General features: G+C 68.0%; 16 protein-coding genes. 6 read left to right on the forward strand and 10 right to left on the reverse strand.

Going from position 1 to position 18,177, the window contains the following annotated elements; translation table 11 throughout:
- Window positions 1-150: 150 nt before the first annotated feature.
- From AC6CIE_RS23770 to AC6CIE_RS23790, 5 genes are all read right to left on the reverse strand, one after another.
- Window positions 151-387 (reverse strand): DUF1289 domain-containing protein, encoded by a 237-nt coding sequence (locus AC6CIE_RS23770; protein ID WP_175124935.1) that lies wholly within the window; start codon window positions 385-387, stop codon window positions 151-153.
- 94 nt (window positions 388-481) lie between these two features.
- Window positions 482-1,366, reverse strand: coding sequence for an alpha/beta fold hydrolase (locus AC6CIE_RS23775; protein ID WP_498094268.1), 885 nt, complete (start codon window positions 1,364-1,366; stop codon window positions 482-484).
- Between the two features lie 37 nt (window positions 1,367-1,403).
- A complete protein-coding gene (leuD, locus tag AC6CIE_RS23780) occupies window positions 1,404-2,051 on the reverse strand; it encodes a 3-isopropylmalate dehydratase small subunit (RefSeq protein WP_498094270.1) in 648 nt (215 codons plus the stop codon).
- Complete coding sequence (leuC, locus tag AC6CIE_RS23785; protein ID WP_498094272.1) at window positions 2,048-3,469, reverse strand: 3-isopropylmalate dehydratase large subunit; 1,422 nt, start codon at window positions 3,467-3,469, stop codon at window positions 2,048-2,050. Before leuC ends, leuD begins: the two co-directional genes overlap by 4 nt.
- Before the next feature lie 100 nt (window positions 3,470-3,569).
- Entirely contained in the window at window positions 3,570-4,550 is a 981-nt protein-coding gene (locus AC6CIE_RS23790) for a tripartite tricarboxylate transporter substrate binding protein (RefSeq protein WP_498094274.1), read from the reverse strand.
- Window positions 4,551-4,674: 124 nt separating this feature from the next.
- Here AC6CIE_RS23790 and AC6CIE_RS23795 point away from each other — a divergent pair, with 124 nt between their 5' ends.
- Window positions 4,675-5,598: a LysR family transcriptional regulator gene (locus tag AC6CIE_RS23795; protein ID WP_498094276.1), complete on the forward strand. Its 924-nt coding sequence runs from the start codon at window positions 4,675-4,677 to the stop codon at window positions 5,596-5,598.
- Window positions 5,599-5,602: 4 nt separating this feature from the next.
- On the opposite strand, the gene AC6CIE_RS23800 is transcribed toward AC6CIE_RS23795, so the two are convergent.
- The 3 genes from AC6CIE_RS23800 to AC6CIE_RS23810 are packed head-to-tail and all read right to left on the reverse strand — an operon-like array spanning window position 5,603 to window position 7,954.
- A complete protein-coding gene (locus AC6CIE_RS23800) occupies window positions 5,603-6,235 on the reverse strand; it encodes a flavin reductase family protein (protein WP_498094278.1) in 633 nt (210 codons plus the stop codon).
- Window position 6,236: 1 nt separating this feature from the next.
- Complete coding sequence (locus AC6CIE_RS23805) at window positions 6,237-6,989, reverse strand: GntR family transcriptional regulator (protein WP_175136845.1); 753 nt, start codon at window positions 6,987-6,989, stop codon at window positions 6,237-6,239.
- 8 nt (window positions 6,990-6,997) lie between these two features.
- On the reverse strand, window positions 6,998-7,954 hold the full coding sequence (locus AC6CIE_RS23810) for a polysaccharide deacetylase family protein (RefSeq protein ID WP_498094280.1): 957 nt from the start codon (window positions 7,952-7,954) through the stop codon (window positions 6,998-7,000).
- A 230-nt stretch (window positions 7,955-8,184) separates the two neighbouring features.
- Here AC6CIE_RS23810 and AC6CIE_RS23815 point away from each other — a divergent pair, with 230 nt between their 5' ends.
- From AC6CIE_RS23815 to AC6CIE_RS23825, 3 genes are read left to right on the forward strand one after another with little or no spacing between them, the layout of a single operon-like run.
- Complete coding sequence (locus AC6CIE_RS23815; RefSeq protein ID WP_279975693.1) at window positions 8,185-9,375, forward strand: ABC transporter substrate-binding protein; 1,191 nt, start codon at window positions 8,185-8,187, stop codon at window positions 9,373-9,375.
- Between the two features lie 27 nt (window positions 9,376-9,402).
- Window positions 9,403-10,281 (forward strand): branched-chain amino acid ABC transporter permease, encoded by an 879-nt coding sequence (locus AC6CIE_RS23820; RefSeq protein ID WP_175124925.1) that lies wholly within the window; start codon window positions 9,403-9,405, stop codon window positions 10,279-10,281.
- Window positions 10,281-12,770, forward strand: coding sequence for a branched-chain amino acid ABC transporter ATP-binding protein/permease (locus AC6CIE_RS23825; RefSeq protein ID WP_498094282.1), 2,490 nt, complete (start codon window positions 10,281-10,283; stop codon window positions 12,768-12,770). Before AC6CIE_RS23820 ends, AC6CIE_RS23825 begins: the two co-directional genes overlap by 1 nt.
- 136 nt (window positions 12,771-12,906) lie before the next feature.
- On the opposite strand, the gene AC6CIE_RS23830 is transcribed toward AC6CIE_RS23825, so the two are convergent.
- Entirely contained in the window at window positions 12,907-13,911 is a 1,005-nt protein-coding gene (locus tag AC6CIE_RS23830) for an Lrp/AsnC family transcriptional regulator (RefSeq protein ID WP_313067918.1), read from the reverse strand.
- An 81-nt stretch (window positions 13,912-13,992) separates the two neighbouring features.
- On the opposite strand from AC6CIE_RS23830, the gene AC6CIE_RS23835 reads away from it, so the two are divergent.
- Window positions 13,993-15,297, forward strand: coding sequence for an MFS transporter (locus tag AC6CIE_RS23835; protein ID WP_175124922.1), 1,305 nt, complete (start codon window positions 13,993-13,995; stop codon window positions 15,295-15,297).
- A 96-nt stretch (window positions 15,298-15,393) separates the two neighbouring features.
- On the forward strand, window positions 15,394-16,821 hold the full coding sequence (locus AC6CIE_RS23840; protein WP_498094284.1) for an amidase: 1,428 nt from the start codon (window positions 15,394-15,396) through the stop codon (window positions 16,819-16,821).
- Between the two features lie 138 nt (window positions 16,822-16,959).
- On the opposite strand, the gene metK is transcribed toward AC6CIE_RS23840, so the two are convergent.
- Complete coding sequence (gene metK / locus AC6CIE_RS23845) at window positions 16,960-18,123, reverse strand: methionine adenosyltransferase (RefSeq protein ID WP_056327270.1); 1,164 nt, start codon at window positions 18,121-18,123, stop codon at window positions 16,960-16,962.
- Window positions 18,124-18,177: the final 54 nt, after the last annotated feature.

The following is an 18,177-nucleotide window of genomic DNA, read 5'->3' on the forward strand; positions in this document are numbered from 1 at the left end:
CGGAAGTGGGCAATGGCGCTATTCAGCCTGCGCCATGTGACAAGCCCAAGACGGGGACGCAAGCGCGCGGCTTCGCGTCTTTAACGTGACTTCAATGTGGAGGGCGGCGCGGTCATGCCCAGGCGCGGCGGCGCCTCAGTGCGCAGCGCATCAGTTGTTGCGCCGCGGATACCCTTGCGACTTGATGCGGATCCAGACTTCGCGCTTTTCTTCTTCCGACATGAACACCCAGTTGGCGACTTCCATGGCGGTGCGCCCACACCCGCGGCAGATGTCGTCAAACAGCGTGGAGCACACCGCCACGCAGGGTGAATCCGACGCCTTGAAGGCGCGCTGGGCGTCCTCGGCGTCGGGCAATTCGGAAAGATCGGCGAAGTAACGATTCATGGGCCGAAGGTTACCACCAGGGGTGCGTCCCTTTTTGGATAGCCCTATCGCCTGCCGAGGCTTGATTGACAGGCGGTGCGCCCCCGTCCCTTCATCACCAGCCGAAGAAATTCCCGGCTTCGGCCAGCACCGCGTCCGGCGTTTCCTCGGCCAGATAGTGCGCGCCGGGCAGCGGGCCGCCGGTCACGTCGTCGGCCACCGCGCGCCACAGGGCCAGCACATCGAAGTTTCGGCCCACGGCGCCGCGCTCGCCCCACATCGCGCGAACCGGCATGCGCAGGCGCTCGCCCGCCGCGCGGCCGGCCTTGTCGTGGTCCAGGTCGATCGTGGCGGACGCGCGGTAGTCTTCGCAAATGCCGGTTGCCCAGCCGGGTTGGCGCGCGGCGCGTTCGTATTCGGCCATGGCCTCGGCCGAAAAATGCGCCAGTCCGCCCGGCCGACCGCCCATCACGGACCGCAGATAGAAGACGGGATCGTGCTCGATCATCGTTTCCGGCGCCGGCGACGGCTGGATCAGCCAGAACCAGTGGAAATAGGCCTGCGCAAAGGCGCGCGTCGTGCCTTCATACATATCCAGCGTGGGCGCGATGTCCAGCAGCATCATGCGCGAGACGGCCTCGGGGTGGTCCAGCGCCAGCCGATGCGCGACGCGCGCGCCGCGGTCATGCGCCAGGATCTCGAAATGGTCATGGCCCAGACCGCGCATCAGCGCCACCATGTCTGCCGCCATGGTGCGCTTCGAATGCGCGGCGTGATCGGCACTGGCAGCGGGCTTCTCGCTGTCGCCATAGCCGCGCAGGTCGGCAGCCACGCAGGTCCGATGACGCGTCAGTTCGGGCCAGACGCGGTGCCAGATGACGTGGGTCTGCGGATGGCCGTGCAACAGCAAGAGGGGCGGACCCGAGCCGTCGATGCGCGCGGCGATCTCCACGCCGTTGGCCCGAAAGCGCCGCACCGGCAGGTCGAAAAAGGCGGTCATCTGCGTCATCTCCTTTTGTTGTCGCGCACGTTACGCGCTAGGCGGCGTCCAGCCGGTCGCGCACCTGACGCGCCACGTCCTTCATCCACGGAAAGCGCGCCCAATGGCGGGCTTCAAAACGCTCGACCTCGGGCAGTTGCTGCAACGTTGCACCCACCATGTCCTGTCCCTGCGCGAACATGTGCCGATGCCGCGCCGGCAGGTCAAAGTGTGCGGTCCAGCCGTCGGCCGCGCGCACCTGCCCGGCCATCACGTCGATGCTGACGCGGTTTGCGCCGGCCGCCGTATTGGACACCTTCGAGAGCAAGGCGTCGACCTCGGCCGCTGGCAACGTCACCAGCAAGAGGCCGTTGTTGAGCGCGTTGAAGTAGAAGATTTCGCCGAAGCTCGACGCGATCACCGCCCGGATGCCGAACTGCTGCAAGCCCCAGACGGCGTGCTCGCGGCTGGAACCGCAGCCGAAGTTCGGGCCCGCCACCAGAATGGACGTGCCCGCGTACGCAGGCTGGTTCAGCACGCAGTCCGGACGCGGCGCGCCCGCTTCGTCAAAGCGCAGGTCGTACAGCAGACCCTTGTCCAGCCCGGCCTTGTCGATGATGCGAAGGAACTGCTTGGGCATGATCTGGTCGGTGTCCAGATTGGAATACGGCAGCGGCGCGGCCACGCCTTCGGTCATGGCATTCATTTGGCGTCTCCCCAGGTGCGCACGTCGACGATACGGCCCGCCAGCGCAGCCGCTGCGGCCATTGCGGGACTCATCAGGTGCGTGCGCCCTGCCCGCCCCTGGCGTCCCTCGAAATTGCGGTTCGTGGTGGACGCGCAGCGCTCGCCGGGGCGCAGCACGTCGTCGTTCATGGCCAGGCACATCGAGCAGCCGGGCTGGCGCCATTCGAAGCCGGCCGCGATCAGGTCGGCGGCCAGCCCTTCGGCTTCGGCCTGCGCGCGCACTGCGCCAGATCCGGGCACCACCATCGCGCGCACCCCTGCCGCCACCTTTTTGCCGCGCGCCAGATCCGCCACGACGCGCAGGTCCTCGATCCGGCCGTTGGTACAGGAACCGATGAAGACGCGGTCGATCGACACCCCCGCGATGGGCGCGCCCGCGGCCAGGCCGATGTAGTCCATGGCTTTTTCCAGCGCCAGCCGGGCCAGCGCGTCGGGCTCGTCCCGCGGATCCGGCACGGCGCCATCGACCGGCATTGCCTGATCGGGGCTCGTGCCCCACGTCACAAACGGCGCGATGCGGCCCGCGTCGAACGCGTGTTCCACATCGAAGCGCGCGTCGTCGTCCGAGCGCAGCGTGGCCCACCAGGCGCGCGCGTCGTCCAGCATGGCGCCGCGCAGCTGCGGCGCGTGCGCCGTGACGTAGGCGTCGGTGACGGCGTCCGGCGCGATCAGCGCGGCGCGTGCGCCGGCTTCGACCGTCATGTTGCACAGGGTCATGCGCGCTTCGGCCGACAGCGCGGCCACCGCCTCGCCGCAGAACTCCACGGCATGGCCGCGCGCGCCCTGCGCGCCGATGCGATGCACGATGTAGATCACCAGATCCTTGGCCGACACATGCGCCGGCAGCACGCCGTCGATGCGGATCCGCATGTTGCGCGCCACGCGGTAGACCAGCGTCTGCGTTGCCAGAATGTGCTCGACCTCGCTGGTGCCGATGCCAAAGCCCAGCGCGCCCAACGCGCCGTACGTGGTGGTGTGGCTGTCGCCGCACAGCACCACCATGCCGGGCAGGATCATGCCGTGTTCCGGCGCGATGACATGCTCGATGCCTTGCAGCGGATCGGTGGTGTCAAAGAGCGCGATGTGCTGCGTATCGCAATTGCGCTTCAGGTTCAGCGCCTGCCGCGACGACGCATCGTCCGCAATCACGCGCAGCGCGGAAGGCACGGGATGCGTGGGGATGATGTGGTCCACCACCGCCATCTGCTGGCCCGGGCGCCATACGTCGCGGCCCCGCGCGGCCAGGCCGCTGAAGGCCTGCGGGCTGGTGTACTCGTTCATGATGTGCAGGTCGACGTAAAGCAGCACGTGCTCGGCGTCGATCCGGGCCACTTCATGGCTGGCCACCAGTTTGTCGTAAAGCGTCATGCCGGGCATGTCTGTGCTTCCTTGCTTGAAAGAGGCGCCCGCGGTGCGCGCGGGCGGGTATTGCGGCCGGCGGTATTGCCGCCGGCTATTGCGGGTGCATCCTGCGCGATCAGTTCGCCTCGATGCCGGCTTCCTTGACGATGCCGGACCAGCGCGTCATCTCGGCGGCCACCATCGCGTCGGTCTTGTCCGGCGTGGTGATCAGCGGTTCAAACCCCTCCCGCTGCATGCGTTGCGTCAGCGCGTCCGTTTTCAGCGCCTGCCCCAGCTTCGCGTTCAGCGTGTCGATCACCGCCTGCGGCGTGCCGGCCGGCGCGCTGACGACGAACCAGGTGTTGAATTCATAGCCAGGCAGACCAGACTCGGCGATGATCGGCACGTCGGGCAGCAGCGGCGAGCGCTTTGTGCCGGTCACCCCGAGCGCGCGCAGCTTCTTGCCGTCGACCTGCGGTTTGGCGGCGGACAGCACCGGAAAACTCATCTGCACCTGGCCGCTGATCGTGTCGAGCATGGCCGGGCCGCCGCCCTTGTACGGCACGTGCATGATCTGCGTCTTGGACACGGACTTGAAGAGCTCCGCGGCCATGTGGAACGTGCTGCCGGTGCCGGCCGAGCCAAAGCTCAGTTCGTGCGCGGGACGCGCACGCACGTACGTCAGCAGCTCGCTCACCGACGCAACGGGCAACGAATTGGTGACCGTCAGCACGTGCTGGGACGTGCCCACCGTTCCCACCGAGCGCAGATCCTTCGCGGTGTCGAATGGCATGTTCTTGAAGAGCGCCGGATTGATCGCCAGCGACATGGTGTTGATGCCCAGCGTGTAGCCGTTCGGTTCTGCGCGCGCCACGGCCGACATGCCGATGTTGCCGGACGCGCCGGCGCGGTTTTCGACGATCACGCTCTGCCCCAGTTCCTTCGCCCACGCGTCGGCGATCAGGCGGGCCGCGATGTCCACGCTGCCGCCCGGCGCGAACGGCACGATCAGCGTCACCGCGCGTTCAGGAAAGGCATTGCTGGCCGCAGCGCCATGGGCCCAACAGGATGCGGCAACGGCCGCGCACAATGCGCCGGCCAATCTGGCTATCTTCATTTCGGGTCTCCTCGTGTGGCCGCGTGGCGCGGCTCTGTATCGGTAAACCCAGTGTATAGGCCGGTTTCGTTCTTATAATTCGTTGAATTTATAAATCTTTATTAAATTCAATTTATAAATCGCCATGGACGCGCTCTCCGATCTCGCCTTCTTCTCGCTAGTGGTCAAGCACGGCAACCTCTCGGCCACGGCGCGGGAACTGGGGCTGACGCCGCCCGCGATCAGCACCCGACTGGCCAAGCTGGAGCAGCGGCTGGGCGTGCGTCTGCTGAACCGCACCACGCGCCGCGTCAGCGTCACGCAGGAAGGCGAGCTGTACCTGGCCGAAGGCGCGCGCATCCTGGCCGATCTGCAGGCGCTGGAACGTTCGGTGTCCAGCGCCCGCGCCCAACCGCAGGGGCTGCTGCGCCTGAACGCGACGTTCGGCTTTGGACGCGCGCACATCGTGCCCGCCGTTTCGGATTTCTGCAGGCAGTTTCCCGACGTGGAAGTGCAGATGCGCCTGACCGACAGGCCGCTCAATCTGATCGAGGAAGGCTTTGACGTGGCGGTGCGCTTCGGCGACCTGCCGGACGCGCGGCTGACGGCGCGCAGGATCGCCTCAAACCGGCGCCTGCTGTGCGCGTCGCCGCGCTACCTGGAGATTCATGGCGAGCCGCGCGCCCCCGGCGACCTGCAGCGCCACCGCTGCATCGTCGTGCGCGAGAACGACGTGGCCTACGGCACCTGGCGGCTGGAATCCGGCGCGCGCGCGGAAACAGTGAAGGTGCGCGGCCCGGTCAGTTCGAACGACGGCCAGAGCGCGCTGGAATGGGCGCTGGACGGCCACGGCATCGTCATGCGGTCCGAATGGGAAACGGCGGCGCACCTGCGCGCGGGCCGGTTGCAAGAAGTGCTGACCGACTGGCGCACGCCGCCCGCGGATATTTACGCGCTGTACCCGGAACGCCTGAACCTGCCGGCCAAGACGCTGGCGTTCGTGGACTTCCTGTCGCGACGCTTTGCGCGCCGCCTGCGGGCACCCGGCTCCGACGCCGCCGTGTGGTGAGGCCTCAGATCTCGTCGATGGCCGTGCTGGCCGGCGCGTTCTTTTCCGCGTCGATGGCGTAGCGATCCCGCGTCCGCACGTAAAAGCTGGCGCCAAACCGGCCCACCGGAAAGTAATCCTGCAGGCGCACGCGCCACGTTTCCGTGTCGATCAGGCCGTCGCGCGCATGCAGCCAGCGCACCTGGCCGATGAAGATCTGGCGGCTGGCGGTCTCCATGGTCTCGAACAGCGTGCATTCGAAGGCGACGGGCGCTTGCACGATGCGCGGCGGCGCGACGCGGTGGCTGGGCGCGGCGTCCAGGCCCGCGTGCGCCAGTTCGCTGACATCGGAGGGCAGGCGGTCGCCGCAGCGGTGCATCTTTTCGGCCATGGCTTCGTCGGTCAGGTGAACGACGAACTCGCGGTCGCGCGCGATGTTGACCGCGGTGTCCTTCAGCCTGCCGTCTTCCAGGCGGTTGATGCTGACCATCACGATGGGCGGGTCCTCGCCCAGCATGTTGAACATGCTGAACGGCGCGGCATTGACCACGCCCTTCTCGGACAGCGTCGTGATCAGCGCGATCGGACGGGGCACGATCAGGCTGGCCATCAGCTTGTAGCGCTGATATTCGGTGATAGCGTCGAAGTCGATTTCCATGTCAGGCCAGTCCCAGCATCTGGGCAAGGGTTTGCGCGGGCTGCGGGCGCTCAAGGCTGATGCGCCGCTCCAGGTCCGCCAGGTGGTTGTCGTTGGTCCGCACGGCTTCGGCTACGTCGCCGCGCTCCATCATGTCCACGATCAGCACGTGCTCGCCGTGTTCGCAGGCGGCGTTGCCGGGCGGCTCGTACAGCGCCACGATGAGCGAGCAGCGCGAGACCAGCTCGGCCAGGTAGCCGTGCAGGATGGTGTTGCCGGACAGTTCGCCCAGCCGCACGTGAAACGCGCTGGCCTGCCGTGCCCAGGCCGGTTGCCCGGCGCGGTGCAGCAGCGCATGCTCGTCACGCAACTGCTTGCGCAGCGAGGCGTAGTCGGCGCGCGTGGCGCGGGCTGCGGCCAACGGCAGCAAGGCCGCCTCCAGCGCGCGGCGCGCCTGGAAGATCTGGCGGGTGTCCTCGGGCGTGGGTTCGGCCACCACCGCGCCGCGGTTGTGGTGCAGGTCCACGACGTGCTCGTGCGCCAGCCGCTGCAACGCCTTGCGCGCCACCGATCGCGATACGCCGAACAGCTCGCAGATCGCGGCCTCGGGCAGCTTGGTGCCAGGCGTCAGGCGCTGGCTCATCACGCTTTCGTAGACCGCTTCGCAGATGCGGCGTTCCATGTCGGCGTCGGGCAGGACGTCATCGTCCGCGGCGGGCTTGGGGGGCTTGGACCGCGCGGCGGCGGCGCGGCGGGATTGGGTTGGACTTGGCACTGCGGCTCCTAAACGATCACACCCGGCGGCAAGCCGTCCACATGCCGGCAGATCTCGCCTGGCGTGGTGAACCAGATCTCGCCACGGTCACGGGCGGCGGCCAGTGGCGCCAGCGCGCGCCGCAGGTGACGCAACCGGTAAGGCTGGCCGACGATGTAGGGATGCAGCGCAATGCCCATGACCAGCGGCTGGCGCACCGCCTGCGCGCGCATCTCCTCGAACTGGTCAAGGATCATATCGGCAAAATCGCGCGCGTCCATCTTGCGGCCCATGATCATCGGAATGTCGTTGAGTTCCTGCGGATACGGAATGGCCCACAGGTCGCCCGCGCGGGTGCGCATACGCATGGGCTGGTCGTCGTGGCACCAATTCAGGGTGTAGCGGTAGCCCGCCTCGGCCAGCAGGTCGGGCGTGGCGTGGCTTTCCGAAATCCACGGCGACAGCCAACCCGCCGGCTCGCTGCCCGCGTGCCGCAGGATGCGATCGCGGCAGTGCGCTAGCAGCGCGCGTTCCTCGGCCTCGGGCAATCCGCCCTGCCGGTGCGCGTTGCTGTAGCCGTGTCCGATGAGCTCGTCACCGCGCGCCAGGAAGGCGTCCACCAGATCGGGGCAATGCTCATACAGCGCGGTGTTGATCAGCACGCCGGCCGGCAGGCGCAGCTCGTCGAAGAGTTCCAGGCAGCGCCACGCGCCCACGCGGTTGCCGTATTCGCGCCAGGCGTAGTTCAGGACGTCCGGATGGGGCGAGGCCGGGCCGAGTTCCGCGCCCAGTCCTTCCCCGAACGCGAAGTGCTCGATGTTGAAGCCCAGGTACACGGCCAGGCGTGCGCCGTTCGGCCACGAATAGTCGGCGCGGCCCGCGATGGCGCGGTACGGAAAGCGGCCGTGGCAGGCCAGCGGTTGCGGCGTCCAGGCGGCGTTGCCTTCGCGCCCCGGTTTAGTGCTTGGAAGCGAGGATGGATTCATTTTGGTGCAAATCCTGAAGCATGATTGTGAACAAAATCGCTGCGGTTTTGGCGACAAAATCCTGACATCGGTGTGCACATATCCCGCCTGCACTGCCCGCGCCCAGCGGCGGCGGGGCGAAAGCGGCATGCAGCAATGAACGCGGATCAGGTGGCATGGATCTTGCATAAGGGAACGAAGCAGCACTTAACCCCATGCAAGATTCATTCCACTTTTTCAGGAGTGTCCCGATGACCCCGACCCGTCGTTCCTTCATGCGCCACGCGGCCGCCGCCGCGCTTTTCGCCGCGGGCCTTGCCTCGCAGCCGGCGCTGGCAGCGGACCCGATCAAGATCGGTCTGATCACCGCGCTATCCGGGGAGTCGGCGCGCGCCGGCGAAGCGCTGACGCGCGGCATCACCATCGCCATTGACGAGATCAACGCGCGCGGCGGCTTGTTGGACGGCCGCCAGGTCGTGCTGGTGCGCCGCGACGACGAAGGCAATCCTGCCAAGGGCATGGCCGCCGCGCGCGAGCTGATCTACAAGGAAAAGGTCGCCGTGCTGTTCGGCGGCCTGGACACGCCGGTCTCCATGGCCATCGTTCCCATCGTGAACCAGGAGAAGGTGCCGTTCATGGGGCCGTGGGCCGCGGGCACCGCCATCACGCAGAACAAGGGCAATCCCAACTTCGTGTTCCGCGTGTCGGCGATGGACGAGATCGTCGACAGCGCGATGGTCCAGTACGCGCAGAAGACGTTCCAGAGCGCCAAGCCCGGCATGATCCTGGTGAACAACCCCTGGGGCGAATCCAACGAGAAAGGCCTGAACGCCGCGCTGGCGACCGCCAAGATCACGCCCGCCGGCGTCGAAAAATTCCAGCCCAACGATCTGGACATCGTGCCGCAACTGAGCCGCCTGAAGGCCGCCGGCGCCGACACGCTGTTCCTGGTCGGCAACGTGGGCCCGTCCGCGCAGGTGGTGAAGTCGCTGGACCGCATGGGTTGGAAGGTGCCGATCGTGTCGCATTGGGGCCCGGCCGGCGGCCGCTTTACGGAACTGGCCGGTCCCAACGCCAAGAACGTGCACTTCGTGCAGACCTACAGCTTCTTCGGCAAGCAGGGGCCGGTGGGCGACAAGGTGATGCAGGCGCTCAAGACCAAGTATTCCGACATCAAGGGTCCGCAGGACATCACCCCGGCCGTTGGCGTGGCCAACGCGTACGACGGCATGCAGCTTGCCGCGCTGGCCATCGCGCAGGCCGGCTCGACCGATGGCGACGCGGTGCGCCAGGGCTTCTACAAGATCGGCAAGTACGAAGGCCTGATCAAAACGTATGAGCAGCCTTTCACGCCGGCCTCGCACGATGCGCTGCGTGAGGACGACTACGTGTGGACGCAGTTCATCGACAACCGCATCCTGCCCGTCAAGGGCGTGCAGTAAAGCGGCCAGACGCCGCGGGAGACGCGCATGTTGTTGATGTCCGCCATCGTCAGCGGCCTGGGACTGGGAAGCATGTATGGGCTGATGGCCCTGGGCTTTTACCTGACCTATGCCGTGTCCGGCACAGTGAACTTCGCCCAGGGCAGTTCCATGATGCTGGGCGCCGTGCTGACCTACACGTTCGCCCAGACGCTGGGGTGGCCGCTGGCCGTGGCGCTGCTGTTTGCGCTGGCGCTCTGCGCGCTGTACGGCCTGGTCGTGGAGCGGCTGGCGGTGCGCCCGTTTGCCAGCCGCGGCTCCAATGCGTGGCTCATGTCCACGGTGGCGCTGGGCATCGTGCTGGACAACGTGGTCATGTTCACGTTCGGCAAGGAGCCGCGCAGCCTGCCCTCTCCGCTGGCGCAATCGCCGCTGGAGATCGGCGGGCTGGGCCTGGGCATCTATCCGCTGCAACTGCTGATCCCGGTGGTGGGTCTGGCGCTGGCGGCTGCGCTGCACACCTTGTCACGCCGCACGCGCTGGGGCGTGGCGCTGCTGGCCGTGGTGCAGAACCCGAACGCCGCGCGGCTGATGGGCATTCCCGTGCGCCACGCCATCATGGCCGCCTTCGCGGTGTCCACGCTGTTCGCGGGCGTGGCCGGCGCGCTGGTCGCGCCGCTCTTTAACGTGCAGGCGGACATGGGCACGCTGTTCGGTTTGAAGGCCTATGTGGTCGCCATCCTGGGCGGCATCACCAGCGCGTGGGGCGTGATGATCGCGGGCCTGCTGTTTGGCGTGGTCGAAGCGCTGATCACCGTGGCGCTGGGCTCCGGGTATACGCAGATCATCAGCTTCACGCTGGTGATCGTCATGTTGGCCGTGCTGCCCAATGGCCTGTTCGGGCGCGCCGATGTGAGGAAGGTCTGATGAACAAGCAATCCGCAATGCGCTGGCTGCCGCCGGCGCTGTATGCCCTGCTGGCCGTGGCGGCGCTGATACTGGCCGCCACCGTCAACGGCTACTACGTTTTCGTGCTGGGCAATGTGGCGCTGCTGGCGCTGGCTGGCATCGGCCTGAACGTGCTGCTGGGTCTGACCGGCCAGATGTCGTTCGGCCACGCGGGCTTTTATGCCATCGGCGCGTACACCGTCGCGATCCTGACCGGCCAGGCCGAATGGAGCTTCTGGCTGGCGTGGCCGGCCGCGGCGCTCGTGTGTGGCGCGTTCGGCCTGCTGCTCGCCGTGCCCGCGCTGCGCGTGAAAGGCCCGTATCTGGCGATGATCACCATCGCCTTCGGCTTCATCGTGGAACACGCGCTGATCGAAGGCGGCTCGGTCACGGGCGGGCAGAACGGCCTGATGGGCATTGTGCAGCCGGCCCTCGGCAGCCTGGGCGGCGACCGCGGCGTGGCCATGCTTGCCATCGTGGCGGTGTTTGCCGCGCTGATCGGCTATGCGTTGCTGTCGCGCGGCGCGTGGGGCGCGGCCATGCGTGCGGTCAAGGACAGCGAGACAGCCAGCGAATCCATCGGCATCAATCCGCTGGTGGTCAAAGCGGTGGCCTTCATGGTGTCGGCCGCGGTGGTCGGCCTGGCGGGAGGGCTGTATGCGCCGCTCACGGGCATGATCACGCCGCACAACTTCAATTTCATGCAGTCCATTCTTTTCGTGCTGGCGGTGACCATCGGCGGCGCGGGCTCGCTGGCCGGGCCGCTGCTAGGTGCGGTGGTGGTGGGCCTGCTGCCCGAAGTGCTGTCCAGCCTGGAGGAATACCGGCTGCTGTTCTTCGGCGCCTTCCTGCTGGTGGTGCTATGGGCCGCGCCCGAAGGCGCCGCCGGGCTGCTGGCGCGCTGGCGGCGGCGCGCGCAGACGCAAGGGCTTGCGCCGCGCCACGGCGCGTTGCCTGCGACCGCGCGTGCGCGCCGCACGTTGCAGGCCGACGCGCTCACCATGACCTTCGGCGGCGTGCGCGCCGTGCAGGCCGTGTCGTTCACGGTGCCGCCCGGTGCGGTGACGGCGCTGATCGGCCCCAACGGCGCGGGCAAGTCCACCGTCATCAACATGCTGAGCGGCTATTACCAACCGACCAGCGGCCGCGTGGCGCTGGGCGATGCGCCGCTGGCCGCGCTGCCCGCGCATCGCGTGGCGCGCAGCGGCATTGCACGCACCTACCAGACCTCGCAGCTCTTCGACACGCTGAGCGTCGAAGACAACGTCGCGCTGGGCATGCTGCGCGGACGGTTGGGCGGGCTGCTGGCGTCGCGCCGCTACCTGGCGCCCGACGTGCGCGAACGCGCGCGCGCCCTGCTCGCGTTCTGCGGCTACGAAGGCGCGCTGGACATTCCCGCGGCCGACCTGCCGCACGTGGACCGGCGGCTGGTGGAGATTGCGCGCGCGCTGGCCACCGATGCCGACGTGCTGCTGATGGACGAGCCCGCAGCGGGCCTGTCGCGCGAGGACAAGACGCGGCTTGCCGGGCTGCTGCGGCGCATTGCCGAGGCGGGCGCGGGCGTGCTGCTGGTCGAGCACGACATGACGCTGGTGATGGGCGTGTCCGACCACATCGTGGCGATCGACGCCGGACGCGAACTGGCGCAGGGCAGCGTCGCCGCGATCCAGCAATCGCCGGAAGTGCGGCAGGCCTATCTGGGCGACGAGGCCGCGCGCCGGGCGCCCGCCGCGCGGCGCAGGCCGGCGGGCGAGGCGCTGCCGCCCGAGGTGCTGGGTGTGGGCAATCTCACGACCGGCTACGGCGCCAATCCCGTGCTGCACAGCATCGACCTGCAGGTCAGGCAAGGCGAGATGGTGGCGCTGCTGGGCGCGAACGGCGCGGGCAAGTCCACGCTGATGCGCACGCTCGCCGGGTTGCACCGGCCCGCGCAGGGCGGCATGCACCTGCAGGGTCAGGAGCTGCACGGTCTGGCCGCTGATCGCATCGTGGCGCGCGGCCTGGTGCTGGTGCCGGAAGGACGTCAGGTGTTTCCCGGACTGAGCGTGCTGGACAACATCCGCCTGGGCGCCTTCCTGCATCCGCAGGATCGTGAGGCGCGTGTCGAGGAAATGCTGACGCGCTTTCCGCGGCTGCGCGAACGGCTGCACCAGCGCGCGGGGTTGCTGTCGGGCGGTGAACAACAGATGCTGGCGATCGCGCGCGGCCTGATGGCCAAGCCCGTGATCCTACTGCTGGACGAGCCGTCGCTGGGCCTGGCTCCCAAGATCATCGACGAGCTGTTCGATGCGCTGGACCGGCTGCGCAAGGAGTCGATGACCATCCTGCTGGTGGACCAGATGGCGGCGCTGGCGCTGTCGTTGGCCGACCGCGCGTACGTGCTGGAATCCGGCCGGGTCGCCGCGCACGGCGCCGCGGAAGACATTGCCAAGGACGGCGCGCTGGCGCGCGCGTATCTCGGGGCGTAGCGGACCCGGAGAACCTGGGCGGCCGCCTGGAAATGTGGCCGCCGAAAGGGTCTAAAGGGTCTGAAGGGTCTGAAGGGTCTGAAGGGTCTGAAGGGTCTGAAGGGCCGGAAGGGCCGAAGGCGGCCCCGCGTGAACATCACGCGGCGTCCGCCCCCAGCCGCGCGCCCGCGCGCACGATGCCGCAACGCTTGTGCGCGCGCATCACCACGCCGACTTCGCTGTTCAGCACGCCGTCCAGCTCACCCAGCCGCCGCGTCACCACGTCCCACAGATGCAGGCTGTCGCGGCACAGCACGTGCCAGAAAAGCTGCGACGCGCCGCTGGTGCCGAACAGGCAGCGGGTATTGGGGTCCAGCGCCAGATGCGCGGCCAGCGCGTCTACCGTTTGCGGACGCACCTGCACCGAGATCACCGCTTCCACCGGAAAGCCGACCAGCGCCGGCTCGACTTCCACGCGAAAGCTCAGCGCGCGGCGCTCCACCAGGTTTTGCAGCAGACGATGCGCGGTGGGCTCGCTGACGCCGGATCGTTCGGCCAGCTCCGCCAGGCTGGCGCGGCCATCGCGCATCAGGTGCGACACCATGCGCTGCTCGGGATCGGTCAGCGCGGCTGGCGGGGACAGCAGCGGCGCGTCCGCATCGCCTTCAGACGCCGGTTGAATGCGCCACTGACCCGCGCGCCGGAACGGCCGAAGCACCAGCCGCGCCTCCACGTGCTCCACCCCGTCGATGGACGGCAGCACGTGGGTCACTACGTCCGGCATATCGGCCGCGTCGGCCAGCGTCAGCTCGGCCATCAGATCGGCGGAACCGGCGAGCGTCACCACGAGCTGGCTGATGTCCAGCTTCGCGAGTTGGTCGGCCACCTCCGGCACCCGGCCAGACCGGCAGCGCACCCAGGCGTGCAGCACCACGCCGCGGCCGGTGGCCAGCGGGTCCGGTTCCGCGATGACGCGCAGCGCGTCCGCGTCCATCAGGCGCTTGATGCGCCGCGCGACGGTTCGCTCGGCGATGCCGGTCGCCGCGCCCAGCTCGCGCCAGGACGCGCGAGGCTGCGCCTGCAGCGCGACGAGGCACGCGAGATCCGTGTCGTCCAACGCGGCGCTTAGGGAATTACCCTTACTTGACGTGACCATATCCATTAATCTAACGTTCGCGCATTGATAAAAACACAAAATTTACTGGTCTATTTGACCAAAAAACAAACAAAATTTGAGGACGTCATGAGCAGCACATCCGCAACCTTGCGCGCGGCGCAAGGCGCAAGCGCCCCGCCCGTTTCGCGCGGCCGCACGATTCTGGCCGGTAGTGTAGGCAATGCGGTGGAATGGTTCGATTGGACCATCTACGCGTCGTTTGCCATTTTCTTTTCCAGCCAGTTCTTCCCGCCCGGCAACGAAACCACTGCCCTGCTTGCGACGTTCGGCATCTTCGCGGTGGGCTTCTTCATGCGTCCGGTGGGCGGATGGGTGCTCGGCATCTTCTCCGACCGCTACGGCCGCAAGGCCGCGCTGGGCCTGACGATCCTGATGATGGCGGGCGGCTCGCTCATCATCGCCATCACGCCCACCTACGCCACCATCGGCATCGCTGCGCCGCTGCTGCTGACCGCCGCGCGCCTGCTGCAAGGCCTGTCGCTGGGCGGAGAGTATGCCTCGGCCACGACCTTCCTGGCGGAAATGGCGCCGCCGAACAAGCGCGGCTTCTATTCCAGCTTCGTCTTCTTCAGCGCCGCGGTCGGCATCCTGGCCGCCTCGGCCGTGGGCTGGATCCTGACCACCGTTCTCACCAAGGCCGACATGGCCGAGTGGGGCTGGCGCATCCCGTTCCTCTTGGGCGCGCTGGGCGGCCTGGCCGGCATGTGGATCCGCCGTGCCATCCCGGAAACCGAAGCCTTCTCGCACGCCAAGAAGGCCGGCATCGAAAAGCAGCCGCTGCGCACGCTGCTGCGCGACCATCCGCGCGAGGTGCTGCGCATCGTGGGCTTCTCGGTGCTGACCACGTTCGCGTTCTACATCTTCGTGGCCTACGTGCCCACCTACGCCATCCGGCAGGTCGGCGCCGACCCCAAGACCGCGTTTGCGGCCAACACCGTCGCGCTGATCGTATTCATGCTGGTGCAGCCGCTGTTCGGCATGCTGTCCGACCGCATCGGCCGCAAGCCCCAACTGATCTTCTTTGCCGCCGGCTACCTGATCTTCTTCTATCCGGTCATGACCACGCTCGGGCCGTCATTCGGTTCGATCCTGGCCGTCGAACTGTTCGGTTTGGTGCTCTACGCGATGTACACCGCGATCGCCCCGGCCATCATGTCCGAGCAGTTTCCCACCAGCGTGCGCGCCGTCGGCATCGGCACGCCGTACAACCTGGTCGTCGCGCTGCTGGGCGGCACCACGCCCTACCTGCTGACCTGGCTGCAAAGCAAGGGCATGGAGCGCTGGTTCTTCTATTACGTGCTGGCGGGCGCCGTGATCACGCTGATCACCTTCATCCGCATGCCCGAGACGAAAGGCCAGGTCCTGAAATAGACCAGCCCCGGTAGGCCATCCCGCCCAGCCATCCCGATCAGATCGCTTTCCGGTCCCGCCGAGGACCGGAAGGCTTTTTCCATTTCGACGAGACACATGCCCGCCCAAGACACCACTCTGCATTTCCAGGACGCCCGCCAGCTTGCCCGCGCCATCCGCGAGCGCAAGCTCCGGTCGCGCGACCTTACCCTGCATTTCCTCGACCGCATCGAGCGCGGCGCCGCACTGGCCGCCTACAGCGTGGTCACGGCCGAGCGCGCGCTGGCGCAGGCTGAGGCGGCAGACCGTTTGCTGGACGCCGGCATCACTCTGGGCCCGCTGCATGGCGTGCCGGTCGCGGTGAAGGACAGCGTGCAGTGGGAAGGCACGCCGTGCACCGGCGGCTCGCAGGCGCGCGCCGGCGTCGTCAGCACGGAAACCGCCGCGGCAACGCGCGGGCTGGCGGCGCAAGGCATGGTGATCCTGGGCAAGACGCGCATGACGGAGTTCGCGTTCGGGCTGTCGGGACAGAACCCGACGCAGGGCACCGCCCGCAATCCGTGGGACGCAACGGTGGCGCGCGCGCCGGGTGGCTCGTCCAGCGGCGCGGGCGTGGCGGTCGCGGCCGGTCTGGCGCCGCTGGCGCTGGGTGGCGACACCGGCGGCTCGGTGCGCGCGCCGGCGGCGTTGAATGGCGTGGTCGGCTACAAGCCGTCCTCCGGCCTTATCAGCCGCGCGGGCTGCCTGCCGCTGTCAGACACGCTGGACGTGCTGGGCCCGATCGCGCGCAGCGTCGGCGACGCCCGCCTCCTGACCCAACTGCTGGCCGCCCCGGACGTCGATGACGGCGCCACGCTGGCGCCGCCGGCCGCCCGCTTCACCAGCCTGCGTCACGCCGCCGCGCGCCAACCGGGCGCCGTCGCCGTACTGGCGCCGCAGGCCTGGCCGGCCCCGCTGACCGACGAGGCGCTGCAAACCTGGCACGCGGCGCAGGGACGCCTGGCCGAGGCTGGCTTCACGCCCACCGCCTGGCACCCGCCCGCCTCGCTGTCGTTCGCGCGCATGGCAGAAGACAACTCGCTGGTGCTGGCGTACGAAGCCTTCCGCTATTTCGGCGCCCTGGCCGAAGACGCCTCGCAACCGTTGTGGGACGTGGTGCGCGCGCGCATCGCCGCTGGCGGCCGGATCACGCAGGCGAGCTACGAGGCCGCGCTGCTGCGCCGCCAGGCCGACATGGCGGCTTTCGAAACAGCGATGCGGGGCGTTGACGCCCTGCTCATGCCGGCCAGCGATCAGGTTGCCCAGGCGCTGGACGCGCAGGACACGCGCCACGCCGGCCTGGGCAAGCTGCTGCGCCCGGCCAACTTCCTGGGCGCGGCGGCCATTGCACTGCCGGCGGGCCTGGACATGGACGGCATGCCGTGCGCCGTGCAACTGCTGGCGCCCGCAGGCGGTGACGCCGCGCTGCTGGACTGCGCAGCGGCGCTGGAAACGGTGCTGTCTCCAACCCCGCTGCATCCGGATCTGTCCGCCTGGGGGCTTTGACGCCGCGCGCAGTCACGGCAGAAGCCCGGCCCGGCCGGCGCGCGCCGTGAATCAAGAACCCCGTTCATCGGCGGCACAAAACGAAAAAGCGCCCAATCGGGCGCTTTTCGTTATCCGCATCGCGGATCCTGGATCGCGTCAGGCGGACTTCTTCAGTTCCTGGACCTTGTCCGTGGCTTCCCACGAGAATTCCGGCTCGGAGCGGCCGAAGTGGCCGTAGGCGGCGGTCTTGGTGTAGATCGGGCGCAGCAGGTCCAGCATGTTCACGATGCCCTTCGGACGCAGGTCGAAGTGCTCGCGCACCAGCTTGGCGATCTGGTCGTCGGGGATGACGCCGGTGCCTTCCGTGTAGACGGTGATGTTGATGGGTTCGGCCACGCCAATGGCGTAGCTGACCTGCACCTGGCACTGGCGCGCCAGACCGGCGGCCACGATGTTCTTGGCCACGTAGCGGGCGGCGTAGGCGGCCGAACGGTCGACCTTGGACGGATCCTTGCCCGAGAACGCGCCGCCGCCGTGCGGGCAAGCGCCGCCGTAGGTGTCGACGATGATCTTGCGGCCGGTCAGGCCGCAATCGCCTTGCGGGCCGCCGATGACGAAGCGGCCGGTCGGGTTGACCAGGAACTTGGTCTTGGGCGTGATCAGGCCTTCGGGGAAGCTGGGCTTGATGATGTCTTCGATGACCGCTTCGCGGATGGTCTCTTGCGAGACTTCGGGCGCGTGCTGGGTCGACAGCACCACGGTGTCGACTTCGGCGGGACGGCCGTCGACGTAGCGGAACGTGACCTGCGACTTGGCGTCCGGACGCAGCCAGCCCAGGCGGCCGTCCTTGCGCAGTTCGCTCTGGCGCTGCACCAGGCGGTGCGCGTACCAGATCGGCGCGGGCATCAGGTCGGGGGTTTCGTCGCAGGCGTAGCCGAACATCAGGCCTTGGTCGCCGGCGCCCTGGTTCAGGTAGTCTTCCGAGCTGCGGTCAACGCCCTGCGCGATGTCGGGCGACTGCTTGTCGTAGGCGACGAGCACCGCGCAACCCTTGTAGTCGATGCCGTATTCGGTGTTGTCGTAGCCGATGCGGCGGATCGTGTCGCGCGCGACCTGGATGTAGTCGACGTTGGCGGTGGTGGTGATTTCGCCAGCCAGCACGACGAGACCGGTGTTGCACAGCGTTTCGGCTGCGACACGCGCGTTCGGGTCTTGCGTGAAGATGGCGTCGAGGATCGAATCGGAGATCTGGTCGGCAACCTTGTCGGGGTGCCCTTCGGAGACGGATTCGGAAGTGAAGAGAAAATCGTTGTTGGCCACAGATGCGTCCTTATTGTCCGGTCTTGCCGGCGCATAGGTTCTCGAGGCGCGTTG

The organism is Achromobacter sp. GQ309, assembly GCF_059759315.1.

What these genes read in the sequence shown, in the direction of transcription:
- AC6CIE_RS23770 (WP_175124935.1), bottom strand. Translation starts at nt 387, where the DNA reads ATGAATCGTTACTTCGCCGATCTTTCCGAATTGCCCGACGCCGAGGAC.
- AC6CIE_RS23775 (WP_498094268.1), bottom strand. Translation starts at nt 1,366, where the DNA reads ATGACCGCCTTTTTCGACCTGCCGGTGCGGCGCTTTCGGGCCAACGGC.
- leuD (WP_498094270.1), bottom strand. Translation starts at nt 2,051, where the DNA reads ATGAATGCCATGACCGAAGGCGTGGCCGCGCCGCTGCCGTATTCCAAT.
- leuC (WP_498094272.1), bottom strand. Translation starts at nt 3,469, where the DNA reads ATGCCCGGCATGACGCTTTACGACAAACTGGTGGCCAGCCATGAAGTG.
- AC6CIE_RS23790 (WP_498094274.1), bottom strand. Translation starts at nt 4,550, where the DNA reads ATGAAGATAGCCAGATTGGCCGGCGCATTGTGCGCGGCCGTTGCCGCA.
- AC6CIE_RS23795 (WP_498094276.1), top strand. Translation starts at nt 4,675, where the DNA reads ATGGACGCGCTCTCCGATCTCGCCTTCTTCTCGCTAGTGGTCAAGCAC.
- AC6CIE_RS23800 (WP_498094278.1), bottom strand. Translation starts at nt 6,235, where the DNA reads ATGGAAATCGACTTCGACGCTATCACCGAATATCAGCGCTACAAGCTG.
- AC6CIE_RS23810 (WP_498094280.1), bottom strand. Translation starts at nt 7,954, where the DNA reads ATGAATCCATCCTCGCTTCCAAGCACTAAACCGGGGCGCGAAGGCAAC.
- AC6CIE_RS23815 (WP_279975693.1), top strand. Translation starts at nt 8,185, where the DNA reads ATGACCCCGACCCGTCGTTCCTTCATGCGCCACGCGGCCGCCGCCGCG.
- AC6CIE_RS23820 (WP_175124925.1), top strand. Translation starts at nt 9,403, where the DNA reads ATGTTGTTGATGTCCGCCATCGTCAGCGGCCTGGGACTGGGAAGCATG.
- AC6CIE_RS23825 (WP_498094282.1), top strand. Translation starts at nt 10,281, where the DNA reads ATGAACAAGCAATCCGCAATGCGCTGGCTGCCGCCGGCGCTGTATGCC.
- AC6CIE_RS23830 (WP_313067918.1), bottom strand. Translation starts at nt 13,911, where the DNA reads ATGGATATGGTCACGTCAAGTAAGGGTAATTCCCTAAGCGCCGCGTTG.
- AC6CIE_RS23835 (WP_175124922.1), top strand. Translation starts at nt 13,993, where the DNA reads ATGAGCAGCACATCCGCAACCTTGCGCGCGGCGCAAGGCGCAAGCGCC.
- AC6CIE_RS23840 (WP_498094284.1), top strand. Translation starts at nt 15,394, where the DNA reads ATGCCCGCCCAAGACACCACTCTGCATTTCCAGGACGCCCGCCAGCTT.